The 17,202-nt window shown below is 61.6% G+C and carries 17 protein-coding genes and 1 tRNA gene; 12 read left to right on the top strand and 6 right to left on the bottom strand.

The genetic code is table 11. The features are described 5' to 3' along the window. Positions 1-123: 123 nt before the first annotated feature. Positions 124-363 carry a hypothetical protein gene (locus RM190_RS08785; protein ID WP_311759039.1) on the bottom strand — a complete coding sequence of 80 codons (240 nt, stop codon included), beginning with the start codon at positions 361-363 and terminating at the stop codon, positions 124-126. Positions 364-416: 53 nt separating this feature from the next. Here RM190_RS08785 and RM190_RS08790 point away from each other — a divergent pair, with 53 nt between their 5' ends. The 4 genes from RM190_RS08790 (at position 417) to RM190_RS08805 (ending at position 5,683) form a co-directional block, all read left to right on the top strand. After that, positions 417-1,442, top strand: a complete 1,026-nt coding sequence (locus RM190_RS08790; protein WP_311759040.1) for an ABC transporter substrate-binding protein — start codon at positions 417-419, stop codon at positions 1,440-1,442. Then, positions 1,439-3,688: an ABC transporter permease gene (locus RM190_RS08795; protein ID WP_311759041.1), complete on the top strand. Its 2,250-nt coding sequence runs from the start codon at positions 1,439-1,441 to the stop codon at positions 3,686-3,688. Before RM190_RS08790 ends, RM190_RS08795 begins: the two co-directional genes overlap by 4 nt. Continuing rightward, a complete protein-coding gene (locus RM190_RS08800; protein ID WP_311759042.1) occupies positions 3,685-4,764 on the top strand; it encodes an ABC transporter ATP-binding protein in 1,080 nt (359 codons plus the stop codon). Before RM190_RS08795 ends, RM190_RS08800 begins: the two co-directional genes overlap by 4 nt. A gap of 178 nt (positions 4,765-4,942) precedes the next feature. After that, on the top strand, positions 4,943-5,683 hold the full coding sequence (locus RM190_RS08805; RefSeq protein WP_311759043.1) for an alpha/beta hydrolase: 741 nt from the start codon (positions 4,943-4,945) through the stop codon (positions 5,681-5,683). A 21-nt stretch (positions 5,684-5,704) separates the two neighbouring features. Here RM190_RS08805 and phaZ read toward each other — a convergent pair whose 3' ends face one another. After that, positions 5,705-7,048 (bottom strand): polyhydroxyalkanoate depolymerase, encoded by a 1,344-nt coding sequence (gene phaZ, locus RM190_RS08810; protein WP_311759044.1) that lies wholly within the window; start codon positions 7,046-7,048, stop codon positions 5,705-5,707. A 252-nt stretch (positions 7,049-7,300) separates the two neighbouring features. Between phaZ and phaC the strand changes: the two genes are divergently transcribed. The 6 genes from phaC (at position 7,301) to RM190_RS08840 (ending at position 12,236) form a co-directional block, all read left to right on the top strand. After that, the gene (phaC, locus tag RM190_RS08815) at positions 7,301-9,475 is read left to right on the top strand and encodes a class I poly(R)-hydroxyalkanoic acid synthase (protein WP_390908165.1); all 2,175 of its coding nucleotides are present in this window, start codon (positions 7,301-7,303) and stop codon (positions 9,473-9,475) included. A gap of 121 nt (positions 9,476-9,596) precedes the next feature. Continuing rightward, positions 9,597-10,064, top strand: coding sequence for a Phasin (locus RM190_RS08820; protein WP_311759045.1), 468 nt, complete (start codon positions 9,597-9,599; stop codon positions 10,062-10,064). 139 nt (positions 10,065-10,203) lie between these two features. Next, entirely contained in the window at positions 10,204-10,791 is a 588-nt protein-coding gene (gene phaR / locus RM190_RS08825; RefSeq protein ID WP_311759046.1) for a polyhydroxyalkanoate synthesis repressor PhaR, read from the top strand. 42 nt (positions 10,792-10,833) lie between these two features. After that, positions 10,834-10,923: transfer RNA gene (locus tag RM190_RS08830), tRNA-Ser, on the top strand. 591 nt (positions 10,924-11,514) lie between these two features. After that, positions 11,515-11,979 (top strand): Tse2 family ADP-ribosyltransferase toxin, encoded by a 465-nt coding sequence (locus RM190_RS08835; protein WP_311759047.1) that lies wholly within the window; start codon positions 11,515-11,517, stop codon positions 11,977-11,979. A 26-nt stretch (positions 11,980-12,005) separates the two neighbouring features. Beyond that, positions 12,006-12,236, top strand: a complete 231-nt coding sequence (locus RM190_RS08840) for a hypothetical protein (protein ID WP_311759048.1) — start codon at positions 12,006-12,008, stop codon at positions 12,234-12,236. A 69-nt stretch (positions 12,237-12,305) separates the two neighbouring features. Here the strand turns inward: RM190_RS08840 and RM190_RS08845 are convergent, their stop codons facing one another. After that, the gene (locus RM190_RS08845) at positions 12,306-12,467 is read right to left on the bottom strand and encodes a hypothetical protein (protein WP_311759049.1); all 162 of its coding nucleotides are present in this window, start codon (positions 12,465-12,467) and stop codon (positions 12,306-12,308) included. Between the two features lie 147 nt (positions 12,468-12,614). Between RM190_RS08845 and RM190_RS08850 the strand changes: the two genes are divergently transcribed. Beyond that, positions 12,615-12,806, top strand: a complete 192-nt coding sequence (locus RM190_RS08850; protein ID WP_311759050.1) for a hypothetical protein — start codon at positions 12,615-12,617, stop codon at positions 12,804-12,806. Between the two features lie 162 nt (positions 12,807-12,968). Here RM190_RS08850 and RM190_RS08855 read toward each other — a convergent pair whose 3' ends face one another. Beyond that, positions 12,969-13,616 carry a hypothetical protein gene (locus RM190_RS08855; protein WP_311759051.1) on the bottom strand — a complete coding sequence of 216 codons (648 nt, stop codon included), beginning with the start codon at positions 13,614-13,616 and terminating at the stop codon, positions 12,969-12,971. 86 nt (positions 13,617-13,702) lie between these two features. Beyond that, positions 13,703-14,584, bottom strand: coding sequence for a glycosyltransferase family 2 protein (locus RM190_RS08860; RefSeq protein WP_311759052.1), 882 nt, complete (start codon positions 14,582-14,584; stop codon positions 13,703-13,705). 263 nt (positions 14,585-14,847) lie between these two features. Here RM190_RS08860 and RM190_RS08865 point away from each other — a divergent pair, with 263 nt between their 5' ends. Beyond that, entirely contained in the window at positions 14,848-16,449 is a 1,602-nt protein-coding gene (locus RM190_RS08865; protein WP_311759053.1) for a glycosyltransferase family 61 protein, read from the top strand. A gap of 147 nt (positions 16,450-16,596) precedes the next feature. Here the strand turns inward: RM190_RS08865 and RM190_RS08870 are convergent, their stop codons facing one another. Next, a complete protein-coding gene (locus tag RM190_RS08870) occupies positions 16,597-16,824 on the bottom strand; it encodes a hypothetical protein (protein WP_311759054.1) in 228 nt (75 codons plus the stop codon). Between the last annotated feature and the right edge of the window lie 378 nt (positions 16,825-17,202).

Raw genomic sequence — 17,202 nt, forward strand, 5'->3', positions numbered from 1 at the left:
CCGGTTGCGGGTTATGTACTGAAAACTCGGGAAAAATCCGGTTTGGTCACCGACGTTGGGACGCGCAACGGTATATGCCCTGTTTCCACGCGTCTGTTATCGCAGCTGGCTGGGATGGTATAGTCAATATTTGCTTTGATCGCCGCATGGGCCATTGATCCCGCAATCTCGGGTCGCGCAGAACCGTGCCCCGATGGTGCCGCCGGTGACGATCTTCCATGACGCGGACGCCTGCATGGGCAAGGGAGACATGTTCGTCAAACCCTTGATGCACAGCCTTGCAAATATAGCGCCCTGCGCAGTCGTGACAAAATTCTGATGCAGATTTTTGTAATTGACTCGCATTTCAATGGTCGCAAACATCATTGCACAGCTTTGCGAGCAAGCTGCCCTTCACAGGGATAGGGAGGAAAGAAATGAAAATCAAGATACTGGCCGCCCTGCTGGGGTCGGCCGCGCTTTCGCCTGCAGTCGCTCAGGCGGCAGAACTCAACCTGATCTGCTCGGCGGATGTGGTCATCTGCGAAAAACTTGTCGGTGCTTTCGAAGCCGGGCATTCGGACATCAATGTGAACATGGTCCGCCTGTCCTCGGGCGAAACCTACGCCAAATTGCGGGCCGAGGCGCGCAACCCGCAGACCGATCTGTGGTGGGGCGGGACCGGTGACCCCCATCTTCAGGCGGCGGCCGACGAGTTGACCGCGGAATACAAGTCCCCCAGCCTGCCGCAGTTGCAGGACTGGGCGGTCAAGCAGGCAGAGGTTTCGGGCTATCGCACCGTGGGCGTCTATACCGGCGCGCTCGGCTGGGGCTACAACACCGACATCTTTGCCAAGAAGGGCTTGAAGGAACCGGCCTGCTGGGCGGATTTGCTGGATCCCGGCCTGAAGGGCGAAATCCAGATCGCCGATCCGAACTCCTCCGGCACGGCCTATACCGCGCTGGCGACGCTGGTGCAGATCATGGGCGAGGACAAGGCCTTCGACTATCTGAAGGCGCTCAACAAGAATGTCTCGCAATATACGAAATCAGGTTCCGCTCCCGTGAAGGCGGCTGCGCGCGGCGAGACGGGGCTGGGCATCGTCTTCATGCACGACGCGGTGTCGCAGACCGTCGAAGGCTTCCCGATCAAGACGATCGCCCCCTGCGAGGGCACTGGCTTCGAGGTCGGTTCGATGTCCCTGGTCGAGGGGGCCCAGAACCCTGACGAGGCCAAGGCCTTTTACGAATGGGTGCTGACGCCCGAGGCGCAGAACCTGATGCCAGAGGCCGGGTCGTTCCAGATCCCGTCGAACAAGGCCGCGACCACCGCCAAGGAGGTGCCCGACCTGTCAAAGATAAAGCTGATCGACTACGATTTCGCCAAGTTCGGTTCAGCCGATGAGCGCAAGCGGCTGCTGACTCGCTGGGATTCCGAGATCGGCGGCCGTGCCGGTCAATGACCATGACTGCGCAAGAGCGGCATCAGGCCGCTCTTGCACATGCGATCGGGTCCGCGATGAACCGTGACAACAGGCGGCTGGACTGGCTTCTTGTCGCAGCGACCTTCGCAATTCTGGTGCTGCCCTGGTACCGGGTGCGTGCGGGCTTCTTTGGCTTCAAATGGATCGGCGACCTTTTCAGCCGTCCCGAGTTGATGCCCGGCGCTGCGCAGGCCGCACTGGGGCGATGGCAACTTTGGCCAGTCGTTCTTCTGCTGGCGATCGCGGGTGCCCTGCGTTTTTCCCGTTCGCCGGGGCCGTCGCGGGGGCGGGCAATGATCTGGCTTGGCTGGGTCGGGTTGGGCTGGCTGACGGTCCAGGGGCTCGCCATCGGCACACGGGGATGGAACTGGGATCTGCTGGAGCGGGTCTTCGGTGAAGTCTCCGGCCAGCAGGCCTTCGGGGCGGGGGCGGTCGTGCTGGGGGTCGCGTTTACCTGCCTGATCTCGTTTGGACTGGCAGAAAAGGGGACGCTGAAGGGCGATGCCTTTGTGCTGACCGCCATTGCGCTTCTGATCCTTCTGGTCGCGGTCTTCGTCTTTTACCCGATCCTGTCGATCTTCATCGGCGCCTTCCAGGATTTCGACGGCTCGTTCACCGCGGAAGGAGTGGCGCGCAACCTTGTCGACCCAAAGATCTGGAGCTTGTCCTGTCTGGCAGGGGGCTATTGCGGTGTCGCGTGGCGGACCTTTTTCCTTGCCATCTGCACAGCCACGGCATCAACGGCGCTTGGCCTTGCATTCGCGCTGGTCGCCACCCGCACCAACGTCCCCTTCAAGAAGGCATTGCGGCTTCTGTCGATCCTGCCGATCATCACCCCGCCATTCGTGGTGGGCCTTGCACTGATCATGCTGCTGGGCCGATCGGGCACGATCACGCAATTCGTGCAAACCATGACCGGTTTCGAACTGGGGCGGTGGCTTTATGGCCTGACCGGGATCTGGCTGGCGCAGGTTCTCAGCTTCACGCCCGTTTCGTTCCTCGTGCTGGTCGGCGTGGTCGAGGGAGTCAGCCCATCGATCGAGGAAGCCTCGCAGACGTTGCACGCGGATCGCTGGCGCACCTTTCGCCGAGTGTCGCTGCCGCTGATGGCGCCGGGTCTGGCCAATGCGTTCCTGATTGGTTTCATCGAAAGCATGGCGGATTTCGGCAATCCGATGGTGCTGGGCGGATCTGGTGGCGTGCTTTCAACAGAAATCTTCTTCTCGGTCGTCGGCGCTCAGAACGATCCGTCGCGCGCGGCTGTTCTGGCGGCCGTGCTGCTGCTTTTCACGCTTTCGGCCTTTCTGGCGCAAAGGCTTTGGCTTTCGGGCCGCAGCTTTGCCACCGTTACCGGCAAGGGCGACGGCGGCACGCATGCCCGGCTTCCTGCCCGCATCTCCTGGCCCATCACGATCATCGTCGCGGTCTGGAGCATGTTTACCCTTGTCATCTATGCGATGATCCTTTTCGGCGGCTTCGTGAAGCTTTGGGGGCTCGACCATACCCTGACGCTGGAACACTATGCCGAGGCACTCGGGATCAGCTGGAACAACGGCCTGCACTGGACCGGCGTCGCCTGGAACAGCTTCTGGACGACCATGCTGATCGCGCTGATGGCTGCGCCCCTTACGGCTGCGGTCGGGCTGTTGACGGGGTGGCTGATCGCGCGGCAACGCTTCCCCGGCAAGGGCCTTTTCGAATTCGCCCTGATGATGAGCTTTGCCATTCCGGGCACGGTCATCGGCGTCAGCTACATCATGGCCTTCAACCTGCCGCCGATCCAGATGACCGGCACGGCGCTGATCCTGATCGTCTGCTTTGTGTTCCGAAACATGCCCGTTGGGGTGCGTGGCGGCGTGGCGGCCATGGCGCAGATCGACGCCAGCCTTGATGAAGCCTCGCTGACGCTTGGCGCGGGGTCGGGCCGCACGCTTCGCCGGGTGATCCTGCCACTGCTGCGCCCGGCCATCCTTGCTGCGCTGGTCTACAGCTTCGTGCGGGCTGTCACCTCGATCTCGGCGGTGATCTTTCTTGTTTCGGCCAAGTACAACATGGCGACGGCCTATATCGTCGGGTTGGTCGAGAATGGCCGTTACGGCGTGGCGATCGCCTATTCCTCGGCACTGATCCTTGTGATGCTTACCGTCATCGGGCTGTTCCAGTTCCTGGTGGGTGAACGCAGACTGCGCCGGTCCGGTGCGACAACCAGAAAGACCGCAACATGACCTCAACCGAACGGGGATCGGTGGAATTCCGCGCCGTGACAAAAGCCTATGGCGCATTCGTTGCGGTTCCTGGTCTGGATCTGAAGATCAACGCGGGCGAACTGGTCACACTGCTGGGGCCATCGGGCTGCGGCAAGACCACGACGCTGAGGATGCTGGCGGGATTGGAGACACCGACATCGGGCACCATCCTGATCGGCGGTCAGGACGTGACGAGGCTGCCGCCGAACCGCCGCGACGTGACAATGGTGTTTCAAAGCTATGCATTGTTTCCGCATATGAGCGTGCTGCAGAACGTGGCCTATGGGCTTGAATCCAGTGGCATGGCGCGGGCAGAGGTGGCAGAGGCCGCAAAAGCGGGACTCGATCTGGTGGGTCTGGCGGGTCTGGGAGGACGGCTGCCGTCCGAGCTTTCGGGGGGGCAGCAGCAGCGCGTGGCCGTGGCGCGCGCACTGGTCCTGAAGCCCCAAGTCCTGCTTCTGGACGAGCCGCTCTCCAACCTCGACGCGCGTCTGCGTCGCCGTGTGCGCACCGAGATCCGCGAGCTTCAGCAGCGCCTGGGCTTCACGGCCGTCTATGTGACCCACGATCAGGACGAGGCACTGGCGGTTTCGGACCGCATCATCGTGATGAATCAGGGCCGGATTGCACAGGACGGCGCTCCGCGCGAACTTTACCAGCACCCCGCATCGGAGTTCATCGCGGATTTCATCGGCGAGGCGAATGTCGTCGCGTGCGAGGTGCTGGGGTACGAGGACGGAAAGAACCGCGTCAGCCTTGGGGGGTTGATGGTAGAACTGCCGGGCCCGCCTGCGCGCATCGGTCCCGCAAAGGCGGCTCTGCGTCCGAATGCCCTGTCCATCTCCGCCGCCCGGACGGCGTCCGATGCCGAGGTCCTGCCGGGCAAGGTGCAAAGTTCAGCCTATCTGGGCGATTATGCGGAATACGAAGTTGAAACTCCTGTTGGGCGGATTTTCCTGGTGGACAGAGGGGATACGGCCGACCCGCTGCGTCCCGGCAGCGAGGTCGTCATGGCATATCTGCAGCGTGGCATTGCCTTGATCGGGCAATCATGAACGCTGGAATGCCTGAGAGGATGCAACGACCCGCGATCTGGATCAGTCAGCGTCCATGCGACGGTGCATAAGGGACCGCGCGATTGCCGGGCGTTGTCAATGTGGCTAGGGAGAGGGGGGCTTTGCGCCCCCGTCGCGCGCCGCGCGACTCCCCCGCAGGGTATTTGGGAAACGGTGAATGACAGAGTTTCTGGATGGTCCGCATGGCCGCCTGGCCTATTGCCGAGCCGAGGGGCAGGGCCCCGGCGTGGTGTTTCTGGGTGGTTTTCGATCCGACATGCAGGGAACCAAAGCCCTGTGGCTGGAGGAATGGGCGAGGACTCACGGTCAAGCCTTTTTGCGATTCGACTATTCCGGGCATGGCGCGTCGGATGGCGCGTTCGAGGATGGCTGCATCGGCGACTGGCTGGCTGATGCGCGCGCGATCCTTTCCCTGACCACCGGGCCGCAGGTTCTGGTCGGATCGAGCATGGGCGGCTGGATCAGCCTGCTACTGGCTCGCGCCTTGCCCGAGCGCGTGGCGGGCCTGGTGACCATCGCCGCCGCACCCGATTTCACCGAACGCGGCTTCTGGCCCGAATTCACCCCGGCCCTGCGCGAGGAACTGCTGCGCGAGGGGCAGATCCTTCGGCCCAGTGAATACGGCGATCCCTATGTCATCACGCGCCGCCTGATCGAGGACGGACGCAACCACCAGGTGCTGGCCGAGCCGCTGGAGTTGCCATTCCCCACCCGATTCCTGCAAGGGACCGCGGACGAGGATGTTCCGGTTCACTGGGCGACGGATCTGCTGGCACATGCCACGGGCGCGGATATGCGGCTGCTTCTGGTCAAGGGCGCCGATCATCGATTCTCGACACCTGAATGCCTGGATCTGATCGGCAATTCGGTGCAGGAAGTGCTGGCGCGCGCCCGCTAGGCCGCGCGCCTTGCCCTGCGGTCAGATGGCAAGCTTGCCATCTTCCTCATTCGGGGTGACGCGCCCGCAATCCGCCGGCTGACTGCCGCCGCGCCGACGCCGTGCCGGGGGCTCGCTGCTGAGATGTTCGTCGATGAAGTCGAGCACCAGCGGACGGATGTTCAAGCGCCAGCTTTTCCCGGCGAAGATGCCGTAATGCCCGGCATTCGGCTCCAGGTGCTGGACCTTGCGTTCGGGCGGGACGCTGCTGCACAGGTCCAGCGCCGCGACGCATTGGCCGGGGGCCGAGATGTCGTCATTCGCGCCCTCGACCGTCATGATCGCGACATCGCGGATCGCCTTGATGTCGACCTTGCGGCCGCCCACCGTGAATTCATTCCGCGCGATCTGATTCTCCTTGAAGATGCGCTGCACCGTCGAGAGATAGAATTCGGCCGTCATGTCCATGACGGCCAGGTATTCGTCATAGAACCGGTTGTGGCGGTCGCCGTCCGACGCCTCGCCCCGCGCTTCGGCGAAGATCTGGTCGATGAAGGCATTGGCGTGGGTATCGGCATTCATCGCGATGAATGAACTGAGCTGCGCAAGCCCCGGATAGACCATGCGTCCCGCGCCGCGATACTTGAAGCCGACCTGCTGGATCAACAGGAGGTCGAGTTCGCCCATCGTCATACGGTGGCCGAAATCGGTCACTTCGGTCGCCTTGGCGTCGGGATCGATGGGACCGCCGATCAGGATCAGGGAGCGGGGCTGATGTGCCGGATCCTCGGCTGCGAGCAGGGCGGTCGCGGCCAGGGCCAGCGGCGCGGGCTGGCAGATCGCGATCATGTTCGTGCCGGGGCCAAGGTGGCGCAGGAAATCCACCAGATATTGGGTGTAATCCTCGACATCGAACTTGCCGGCGCTGACGGGAATGTCGCGGGCATTGTGCCAGTCGGTGACATACACCTCGCAATCGGGCAAGAGCGAGGTGACGGTCGAGCGCAGAAGCGTCGCGTAATGGCCCGACATCGGTGCGACAAGCAGCACACGTCGGGGCATCGGGTCTCGACGCGCCACGCGGAAATGGACGAGGTCGCCGAAATCGCGCTTCAGCACCGGCTCGACATAGACGATGTGATCCTGCCCGTCCTCGGACACGATGGGGGGGAGGTTCCAGTCGGGCTTGATGACCATGCGGGAAAAGCTTCGCTCGGTCACACGGCCCCAGGCCGATATCAGCTTGAACATCGGATGCGGCATCAGCGCGAAAGCCGGATAGGAGCCGAAGGCCCGTGCCGTCGCGCCGAGCCACTCATTCGTGTTCCGGATCGTTTCCATCGCGTCGTAGGAAACGATCCCCTTTGCGCCCTTGTAAGTCGCCATCCTATGTACCTGTATGCGTTAGAGGCACGCCGAGCAGGACACGGCTTTACCTGCGTTTCGGGACAGGCATAATGATTTTACGCCGATGGAGGATTGTCAATTATGGCCGACAGGAACGACAAATCCGGCAAGCCGCCGCGCAACAGGACTGCGGCCGGAACGGGCAGTCGTGCGGGCAGCCGCTCCTCCAGCGGGAAGTCCGAAAAGAGCACGTCAGGCGAATCCGCGCCCAAGCCTGCTGCCGCCGAAGTGATGAAGAAAACCTCTGCCGCGCGGTCCCGCAGCAAGGTCAAGGTCGCCGATCCGGTTGCGGCAAAACCTGCCGTGAGTGCTGCGCCCGCCAAATCTGCACCAGTCAAATCTGCGGCGGCCAAGGTCAAGGGCAAGGCGGCGGGCACGACGCTCACTGCCAAGTCGCCGGATCGGGGGGGTGCCGCCAGCCGCGCCCATTCGCCCGAGCGCAGCGATACCCGCACGACCACGCATCGCAAGCCGGGGCGGGCAGGCAAGGCTGCCAAGACCGCCGCCGACAGCCCGTCCCCCGAGTCTGTGGCGCCCGATACCCTGGCCCCCGACACCGGGGCGCGGACCGGGACCAGCGCTTCGCCGCGCGGCGAACCCGCCGCGCATCCGCATGGCGCGACGGAGTTCATGGAAGCCGCGTTTGGCCCGCACAGCCGTCTGCCCGAACAGCTTGCCCAGAACATCGAGCGCATCGAGTCGCTGACTCAGCGCCTCGTCAGTGCGCTGGCCACGCGTGAGCCGAAGAATCCGGGGGTCGAAGCCCCCGGTCCCGACCTGTTCACTGCTGCTGCCTCGGCCTGGGTCAAGTTGCTGGCCGAGCAGCCCGAACGGGTGCTGAGCCAGCAGGTCGGCTATTGGGGCGAGACGCTGCGCCATTTCGCCGAGGCGCAGGCGGCACTTGCCCGAGGGACATTCCGCGCGCCCCCCCATGAGGGGCCAAAAGACCGGCGCTTTTCAAACCCTCTGTGGGAAAGCCATCCGTTCTTCAATTTCATCAAGCGACAATACCAGATCAATGCCGATGCCATGCGCAAGGCGGCCAGCGATCTTGACGTGTCGAACATGACCGACCGGCGCCGGATCGAATGGTTCACCCGGCAGATCATCGACATGATGGCGCCGACGAACTTTCTTGCGACCAATCCTGACGCGCTGGAGAAAGCCCTTGCGACCGAGGGTGAAAGCCTCGTCAAGGGGCTTGAGAATCTTGTCCAGGATGTCGAGGCTCATGGAGGCGAGATGATCGTCTCGCTTGCCGATCGCGATGCGTTCCGGGTCGGCGAGGACCTGGGCGCGACGCAAGGCACCGTCGTTGCCCGCACCCCGTTGTTCGAGCTGATCCAGTACAAGCCCACGACAGAGCAGGTCCATGAAATCCCGCTGGTGATCTTTCCGCCCTGGATCAACAAGTTCTACATCCTGGACCTGAAGCCTCAGAACAGCCTGATCAAGTGGATCGTGGATCAGGGCCACACCTTGTTCGTCGTCGCCTGGAAGAACCCCGACCCATCCTATGGCGACACAGGGATGGACGACTATGTCCGCGCCTATCTCGAGGTCATGGACCGGGTGCTGGATCTGACGGACCAGCCCAAGCTGAATGTGATCGGCTATTGCATCGCGGGCACGACGCTGGCCTTGACCCTGTCGCTTCTGAAGCAGCGCGGGGACGACCGGGTGAACTCTGCCACCTTCTTCACCACGCTGACCGATTTCTCGGATCAGGGAGAGTTTACTGCCTTCCTGCAAGAGGACTTCGTGTCCGGCATCGGGCAGGAGGCGTCGCGGACCGGTGTCCTCAGTTCGCAGCTGATGACGCGGACCTTCAGCTTCCTGCGCGCCAACGACCTGATTTGGGCGCCCGCGATCCGAAGCTACATGATGGGCGAGCGCCCCCCGGCTTTTGATCTGCTGTTCTGGAACGGGGACGGGACCAACCTGCCGGGTCGCATGGCGATGGAATATCTGCGCGGCCTTTGCCAGCAGAACACCTTCGTGAACGAGGGGTTCGAGCTTTTCGGATTGCCGCTGAGTGTTCGCGACGTGACAGTGCCGCTTTGCGCCATCGCCTGTGAAACCGATCACATTGCCCCCGCGCGGGACAGCTGGCGGGGCGTGTCGATGATGGGGTCGGCAGACAAGACCTTCATCCTGTCCGAGTCGGGACATATCGCCGGGATCATCAATCCGCCGGGCAAGAAGAAATACGGCCATTACTTGTCGGATCGCGGCTTTGACGACGGGTTCGATCCCTGGCGCGAACAGGCAAGCTTCCATGAAGGCAGCTGGTGGCCCACCTGGGGGGACTGGCTTCGCCCCCATGCGGGTGGATTTGTCTCGGCCCGCGACCCCGGAGAGGGGATGGGCCCGGCACCCGGTCTTTATGTCCACGAAAGGGCCTGACAAATTTTTTGCTGCACCGCGGCGAAAAATGTTGAATTGCTGCAGTGCAGCATTTATATTCGGTCTCGTAGGTTATTCACCGGCGCCCTGAGATCCTGCGCGCCGATCCAGGAGATGGAAAATGGTCAAGACCCCTGACTTCACCAAAACCATGCAAGAGATGATGGCGAAATTCCCGGTGGACACCTCGTCCTTCCAGGACGCGTTCAAGTCGCAGACCGCGCTGGGCGAGAAGATGGCCAAGGTTGCGCTGGCCGCGGCAGAACGTTCGACCGAGATCTCGGCCCAGTGGGCCAAGGATACCATCGCACGCGTGGGCGAACTGACCAGCTCGAAGGAAGAGCCGTCGGAATATGCCAAGGCTGTCGGCGACTTCGCCTCGGCCGCTGCCGAGATGGCTGCCGAGCACATGGCCGCCTTTGCCGAGGTGGCGAAGAAGGTCCAGATGGACACCGTCGACCTGATGCTGACCGCCGGCAAGGACATCGCGACCGAAACCCAGAAAGCTGCGGAATCTGCCGCGCGCGAGACTCAGGCCGCCGTCAAGAAGGCCGCCAGCGTCGCCTCTGGTCAGACCGCCAAGGCCTGATCCGTTTCCTGCCGCGGGGCGGTCCGCCGCCACCGCCGCAAGGATGATGCACCGTCCGGGCCAGGAATGGCCCGGCGATTTTCTTTGCAATTCGACGGCCGTTTTCCCATCATGCTGCAAATGCATCGCTGGAGGTTTCATGGCCGAGCTTGACAATACCGCGCCCCTTTTGATCAAGCGCTATGCCAGCCGGCGCCTCTACAATACCGAGACCAGCGATTACGTCACGCTTGAGGATATTTCAGGCTTCATCCGCGCCGGTCGCCAGGTCCAGATCGTGGACCTGAAAAGCGGCGACGATCTGACCCGCCAGTATCTGCTGCAGATCATTGCCGAACATGAAAGCCGCGGCGAAAACGTCTTGCCGATCGAGGTCCTGACCGATCTTGTGCGCAGCTACACCACCCAGGCCCAGTCGGTTGTACCGCAATTCCTTGCCGCCAGTTTCGAGATGCTTCGCGAAGGCCAGTCGAAGATCATGGAAAACATGTCGACCTTTCCCAACCCCATGTCGACCATGCCCGGCTTCGAGGCGCTTCAGCGCCAACAGCAGCTTTTCCTGAAGGCGCTGACCGCCGGTTGGGCCGCGGGCACCGGTCCCGGAATGGAAGAGGATGAGCCGGCGACCACAGGACGCAGCAGTGCCGGCAGGTCCGCCGACCCATCCGACATGGATGAGATCCGTCGGCAACTCGCGGAACTTCAGAAACGAATTTCGAAACTCTGACGGCTTGCGCAGGTCCGTAGATCACGCTAGACGGACCGCCACGGACAGTTGGCCGAGTGGTCGAAGGCGCACGCCTGGAAAGTGTGTAGGCGGGGAACCGTCTCGAGGGTTCGAATCCCTCACTGTCCGCCACCATCCCCAGAGACGACAGTAAATACATTCGGTTAACGAAACGCTGTGCTGACGTTTGCGAACCAGAACGTGAACCAGTCAAAGGCGATGTAGTACGCCTTGGTGGCGAGATGAAGCGGTCCCCGAGTGGTTTGGCGCGCAGCCCGAGACGCCGCCGCAAGTGAAATTGCGAATTCTGGAAGGGTAGGGCGAATGCTGCGCCGTTTGCGGGGCTGAGTTCACCGCGGCACGGCAGCCCGAGTTCAACCATGAGCGCGCCCCAGTGAGTTGCGGTCAGAACCGGGAAGGCGATGGCGCGGTACCCACGGCATCCTTTGCGGTGACGAAAACGTCTTCCGTCCGCGCCGGGATAGCCTGATTTCTTCGTTTCAGGTTGTTGGAGCCGCCCTGTCAGGAAGGTTGTCGGGCCGGACTTTGTTTCGCGGACCGAATGATAATCTTACTCGGCTATCTACGCCACCGCTTCCCACTTTAAGTCGGCGCTGAAAGAGCGCGTTCCCGACACGGCCTGATTGCAGATCCCTTGCGAGAATCCTAGCACCTGCTAATCTCAAAGATAAAGTTCGATTGCATTACGACAGGAGGACTGACATGGCAAACTTGGACAAAGACTATTTCCGTGCGGTGAACAAGTCGTCGATGGACCTGGCGAGTTGGAAATTATACGCAGGCGAGTATTTTCAAGGCGTCCTGGACGGCGATATTGAAAAGCGCAGCTGGACGGTTAACGTAAAAGGCTCCGATGGCAGCAAGAAAACCGAAATCCGATCTCGCCAGGACTGGGCAATACGGGGTGGAACGATCGCTGAGGGCGCCGGGACGTCCATTCACGACGTAAGCGACACGATGTCCCCACCTTACCTGTGGAAGTATTTCAAGATGCCAAGCGGCACCCCCGTACCCGCGACATTGAAGGTCGTGCAGCGCGGCAGGGATGCGCATCACTATCAGATTGAAGTTGCAACCGGTGGTAAGCTCACACCTGATACCTTGCGGGGCGCGCTTGACAATCTGGCGCGTGCCTGCGTGGCCAGAGAAGTGGAATTGAGCAAATAGAACTGACGGGGCGCCAGGAGAAAGCCATGATCGAGATTAGTGTTCCCAGCCTGATCGTCGCGATCCAGGCCGTCCGTCGGCAGGCGGACGCCGAACGCGCCCAGCTCGAAGCGATGGATGAGGACGACGAGGATGCGGGGGATCTCTCGGTCTCTCTCTCCGATCTGGAGAAAACCCTTAACGAACTCCGCGGCGCTTATGACAAAGCCCGCGGAGAAGGGTATGATCTTCCGCCCTCGGGCAGTCTTTTCCTTTGAATATGGATGGCGGCGACTGGAAGGAGCTGCCACTTTTTCACCGGCAATTATGGTCCTTGCTCGGTGTTTCTAATATTTGGCCCAGTTGTTGAATATCCTTGCGGCACCAAAGTTCTGGCTTCTTCCGCCCAACCAAAGGCGCGCGCCATTGCGGGCCAGCACCTTGGCAATCGCGCCGACTATGGCTCCACTTTCGCCAAAAATTACGGCGGTCTTGTCTTTCAATAACATGAATCGCCCGTAGAAACTTGCATCAAACAAGCCCTGGTGGCTTGGTGGGCTGATGATTGGTAACACTTATCGGGGCAGGATTGCTCTGCCGCACACTCGTCGGAGCTGTTCGGCGAAAGGCGGGCGCTTCTGATCCCGCGCGACGCGATGTTTCGAGACGATGTGCGCTATTCCCAGTTCTCTCAAAGCCTTGGTATTTCAAACGGTCTGGTTGCTGCCGGATTGATGAAGTCCCGTGCCGGTGCCGGTGCAGGCAAGATCACGGGGCGCGAGTATTACCTGGCCGACAAGGGGTGGAATCTGAAGCCGTTCGAAATGGCGCTCACCCAGTGGGGGTAGGTGGCTTGGGCCTCGTCCGGTCATCTTTGTCCGTGATGTCGATTTGGCGCCGGTTGAACTGGACGTCCACTATGCGTCCAGCGGCGAGGAGGTTGCGCTGCGGCATGTCGTCGTGCGGCGGGGTGCGTTGGGCGGGAAGGCGAGTGGCTAGGGCAGGTCCTGTCAAGTGAACGAATAGCCCAACCTTTGTTCAGTCTCATGGTCCAGCTCGGCCCGGACAAAGGCGCGGTCGGAGTCGTAATAGGTGGCGGTGGCATCGCGGCGGTCGCCCTGGATGCTGCGCTGGGTCATTTCGCCCAACCTGCGGGCCGGGACGAAGAACTCGCCCTGGTTCATCGCGATGCCAAACAGGTCGCAGATCTGGCCGACTGTGTCCTGGGGCTGGAGGGTGAGGTCTTCGTGCCGGATCAGGGCGACGTTGCATCTGCGTTCAAGCACGCCAAGGAAGGCCGCGTTTTTCAGATTGCGCAACCGGACCGGGTTCGCGGGCGGAAGACCGGTGATCGGGTGACGGTCGCCCTGGACCGGCAGGCCCAGCGATCGCCGCCGACCGACGGCATTCATCGCGCCGGGCATGTCCATGACGGTTTCCCAAGGTGCGCGCAGGAATTCGGAAAATGTCACGTTCACGCGGGCATCCGGCACATGCCAGGGTTTAGCATACATGCTGCGCAGCCAGGTCTCGGGGTCGCGGAAGCAGATGACCAGCAGGTCGTCGCGCAGGACCGAACTGAACTGCGGGAAGGAATGCTTCCAGCCATAGTCCCGCGTCCGCTCCAGCCCGGTATTGCGGGCCAGCAGAACGTCCATGAAATTTGTCCCGCAGGAGCGTTCGCCCAGCACCTGGAAACGCTTGAGGGGGGCAGGGTATTCCCGCTTCCATGCGATCGGGGCGGTCACAGGATGCCCTCGAACCGCGTGGGAATGCGATAGGGTCCACGGCGGGGATCCTTCCACATGAACCTGCCGCCGCGCGACTTGTAATTGTCGATCTGGCCGGTGCGGAAAGCCTCGACAAGCTCGGGCGTCAGCTCCGGGCAGTCCTTTGCATCCGCCAGCTTCAGGGCGCGGGCAAGCCTGACATCCCGGTCCGTCCAGGTGCCGATGCCATGCTTGGTGCCGTGCTCGTTGAAGGATTGGACCATTGCGGCCCGATCCTTGGCCAGCTGCCCCGAGACGTCGACATCGAAGAAGCGGAAATGGAAAAGGAAGATCGCGGGATCGATCTCCCATTCCTCACCCGCCAGGGAATGCTGGGTGCCGCCATTGGGCTGACGGCGGAAGATGCAGGGCTTGGAGTAGGTTCCGTCAAGAAACCCGAAGCTGCGCTGGCCAAGGATGGGGCGGGACATGTCCACCGGATCCTTTTCGACGCGGCGGCGCTGGACCACGTCGAAACCAAGTGGGGACAGGGCGGGCCCCTCGAACGGATGGGCGTCAAGATGCTCGGCCAGACTGGTGCCCGCCGCCGGGTCCATCACGACGAATTCGTCGCAGTCCAGCGTGATGACATGCCGGTAATAGCCGCGCAGGGCACCGGCAAGGCCGAAGAAAAGCTGCCTGCGCGCGTCTTCGAAGCCGGCGCCGGTCGGGTCGAAGGGCAGGGTGATGACCGAGCATCCTTCCGCGATCCGGCGCAGCTCAGCATCCTCGCCGTGCAGAAAGACATGCAGTGCGCTGCGGCTGGCGACGTGGCCGGAATGATGCGCGATCCACTTGGCCAGCATCGCATGGTCGCCGCGCACCATCGTGACAAAACAGATCGGCTCGACGCTCATGCATTCCTCCCCCGGATCGATTCCATCTGGGATACTTTCCGGGCGCCGGCTTCCGCAACCCGGCATTCGGACCGATGTGGCGCCTGTGGCTTTCCGCGCGACATGTCCAAAGGAAAGGGGATCAAGTCGGCGTGAGGTTCCGGCCCCCGATGTTTCTGTTGGTTCTGCAATGGTCTAGGAGTCACGGCAGGGAGAGTGTCTCCTGCAAAGACAGGCAAACGCCTGTCAGGGCCGTCGCCGTGCGCGCGATGATTGGAAAAGACATGAAATTCTATAATTTCAGAACGCATTCCGGCGTCAGGTTTTTCAGTCCACCGACCAGTCTGCTGTCCAAGAAGCCGCTGGGTGACGTGGTTGCCCATAACATCACTACCCACGAAAATCGTCGTGAGGTTCTGGATGAACATGCCGACGGCTATTACTGGCACCGCCGGATGTCATCGGCATTCCAGCTTCGCACATCGATGGTCGAGGTCGCGAAACCGGGGATCAAGCGGAAATCCATGGCTTCGGATGACCGGGTCATCCTGAACGGGGCAGCGGGCATCCGCGCGAGAAAGGCCTTTGAGCGCCAAGCAGAGGACGCGTCGAAATGTGCCGCCTTTCTTCAGGATTACTGGAGTGAGCGTCAGGATCCGCAGGCGGTCGAACTGTCCAACGGCTTTTCCGGTCAATGCGTGATCGAATCCAAGAACTTCTTCAATTTCTTTCACTTCATGACCGAAAGCCTGCAGAAGGCTTCGTTCCCGGAAAGCCATGACGCGTCCATCAAATCGCTTCGCTTTGTCTCGCGCACGAACGAGATCCGACCGTTCGTCAAAAGCTGGCTTGAGGACTCGGGCCTGACCCGGCGCTTCAAGGTGCGCCTGGGAGCCTATCACGAAGGAGAGGACTTTTCGGGGAAAAGCATCGTTACCCCGCTTTCTGCCCAGCACTTGCTGTATCAGTTTTCCGGCGACCACCATGCCGCGATCGAGGCTGCCCAGCCCGCTGGCGGGAAATGGGCAGGATACGATGCTCATCCACATGCCGTGAAAATTCTGGCGCTGAACACCTTCGACGACACCCTTCTGGCCTTTCGGCAGCAGATGATCGATCTGGCCGGATCTCTGGTGAATCGGAAATGGGGATCGCGCATCTATGTCGCGCGCTCGGGCGACAAGGCGCGCAGCCGTGTGATGGAGGGAGAGGACGCGCTGATCGCGAAGCTGCAGAAGAACGGCTTCGAAGTCGTCTGTTTCGAGAACATGTCGCCCTTGGAACAGGTGAGGTGCGTCAGCGGCGCGCGCTGCGTCGTCATGCAGCACGGCGCGGGCATGTCGAACATGATCTTCGCGCGCGAGAATGCCCATTTCTTCGAGATCGGCACCTATCAGACAGCGATGGTCCGGTGGAAGGAATTCATCCCCCTCAGCCATGTCGCGGGCTGCCATTACCATCATATCTTCGCCAACATGGATTTCGGCGATGAAACCCACCCGGTCTTCGACGAAGATGGCTTGGTCGCGCCAAGGCTTGATGGCGATCTGGTCGAAAAGGTGGTCTCGATCATCAAGACCAGCCTGAAGGACAGAAACCCCGGTGGCCTGTCCGGGATGGTCCGGCAATGCGAGTATTTCGCCGGGCGCGAGGCATACAAACACGCCTACAGGCTGTTGGACGTTAATGCCGAGTTCTATGAAAATACGGGCGAGTACTGGATGATGCGCGCGCTCTTGAACGAGCGCACCTCGCATCCGAATGCCGCGGCAAACAATGCCTATCACGCCTGGACCATCTCTGGCGACGAAAGGGCTTGGACCGAATTCGTCAGGCTGTCCCGGGATGATGACCCGCGCCGGCACAGATACGCAATCAATACCTGAACCGCCTGGATTGAATTGGGCGGGTGCCACCACACACCCGCCCGATTCTGATTTCAGAATAGCGCCCAGATCTCATCTTGAACGTGCGCTGGCGCACAAAGCTGCACGCAAAGAGCATGGCTAGCGGAGAAAACTGTATCTTTCGGTTTAGTTTTCTTCTTTGGGGATCAGGTCGAGGTTGAAGAACTCGCCGTCATGATCGGCCAGCCGACTGATGCTGAAGATCCCGCTGCCATGTTTCATGGTGAAGTCGGGATCTTCGCAGGTGAAGCGGGCGATCCTGCGCCTTTGGTTCACCATGTTCCTGATGATCCGGTCCTCGATCACCTTGATCTCGACCTCGCGGCCATCAACGATCGCGATTTGTGAGGTCATGTTCCACCTTGCCCTTGAAAGCCGACAGGTCGCCATTGTGGCCGCAGGCGGCGGAGCAGATCAACTGCCTGAGCGGCGAAACTGTTTCAGCAACGGGGCCTGTTCGCCCCGGTCCGCAGCCCCAGCCGAAACGCATCCGGGTCCCGTATATGTACTGGGTGCGCCTGGCAGTCCGCAGTGGATCAAGAAGGGCGGGCCGGTGGCTCGAGGATGAGCATGGTAGGCCGTAGTGGCTGCTGAGCTAGCGACGATCCGTCTGTGTGGGGGGGGGGGGGGGGGGGCGGAAGGTCGGGCCATTCTACTGTTCGCAGGGGAGGGGGGTTCTGGACCGTCCCGGGTAATGGAAAAAGGCAGTGATTGCTGGGGAAATGGGGCGGG

Source organism: Paracoccus broussonetiae, from assembly GCF_031854425.1.
GTDB lineage: Bacteria > Pseudomonadota > Alphaproteobacteria > Rhodobacterales > Rhodobacteraceae > Paracoccus > Paracoccus broussonetiae.

Coding starts and splice junctions, on each gene's coding strand:
- RM190_RS08865 (WP_311759053.1), top strand. CDS start 14,848: ATGAAATTCTATAATTTCAGAACGCATTCCGGCGTCAGGTTTTTCAGT.
- RM190_RS08860 (WP_311759052.1), bottom strand. CDS start 14,584: ATGAGCGTCGAGCCGATCTGTTTTGTCACGATGGTGCGCGGCGACCAT.
- phaC (WP_390908165.1), top strand. CDS start 7,301: ATGAAGAAAACCTCTGCCGCGCGGTCCCGCAGCAAGGTCAAGGTCGCC.
- RM190_RS08835 (WP_311759047.1), top strand. CDS start 11,515: ATGGCAAACTTGGACAAAGACTATTTCCGTGCGGTGAACAAGTCGTCG.
- RM190_RS08840 (WP_311759048.1), top strand. CDS start 12,006: ATGATCGAGATTAGTGTTCCCAGCCTGATCGTCGCGATCCAGGCCGTC.
- RM190_RS08845 (WP_311759049.1), bottom strand. CDS start 12,467: ATGTTATTGAAAGACAAGACCGCCGTAATTTTTGGCGAAAGTGGAGCC.
- RM190_RS08790 (WP_311759040.1), top strand. CDS start 417: ATGAAAATCAAGATACTGGCCGCCCTGCTGGGGTCGGCCGCGCTTTCG.
- phaZ (WP_311759044.1), bottom strand. CDS start 7,048: ATGGCGACTTACAAGGGCGCAAAGGGGATCGTTTCCTACGACGCGATG.
- phaR (WP_311759046.1), top strand. CDS start 10,204: ATGGCCGAGCTTGACAATACCGCGCCCCTTTTGATCAAGCGCTATGCC.
- RM190_RS08870 (WP_311759054.1), bottom strand. CDS start 16,824: ATGACCTCACAAATCGCGATCGTTGATGGCCGCGAGGTCGAGATCAAG.
- RM190_RS08785 (WP_311759039.1), bottom strand. CDS start 363: ATGTTTGCGACCATTGAAATGCGAGTCAATTACAAAAATCTGCATCAG.
- RM190_RS08800 (WP_311759042.1), top strand. CDS start 3,685: ATGACCTCAACCGAACGGGGATCGGTGGAATTCCGCGCCGTGACAAAA.
- RM190_RS08850 (WP_311759050.1), top strand. CDS start 12,615: ATGTTTCGAGACGATGTGCGCTATTCCCAGTTCTCTCAAAGCCTTGGT.
- RM190_RS08855 (WP_311759051.1), bottom strand. CDS start 13,616: ATGGACGTTCTGCTGGCCCGCAATACCGGGCTGGAGCGGACGCGGGAC.
- RM190_RS08805 (WP_311759043.1), top strand. CDS start 4,943: ATGACAGAGTTTCTGGATGGTCCGCATGGCCGCCTGGCCTATTGCCGA.
- RM190_RS08820 (WP_311759045.1), top strand. CDS start 9,597: ATGGTCAAGACCCCTGACTTCACCAAAACCATGCAAGAGATGATGGCG.
- RM190_RS08795 (WP_311759041.1), top strand. CDS start 1,439: ATGACCATGACTGCGCAAGAGCGGCATCAGGCCGCTCTTGCACATGCG.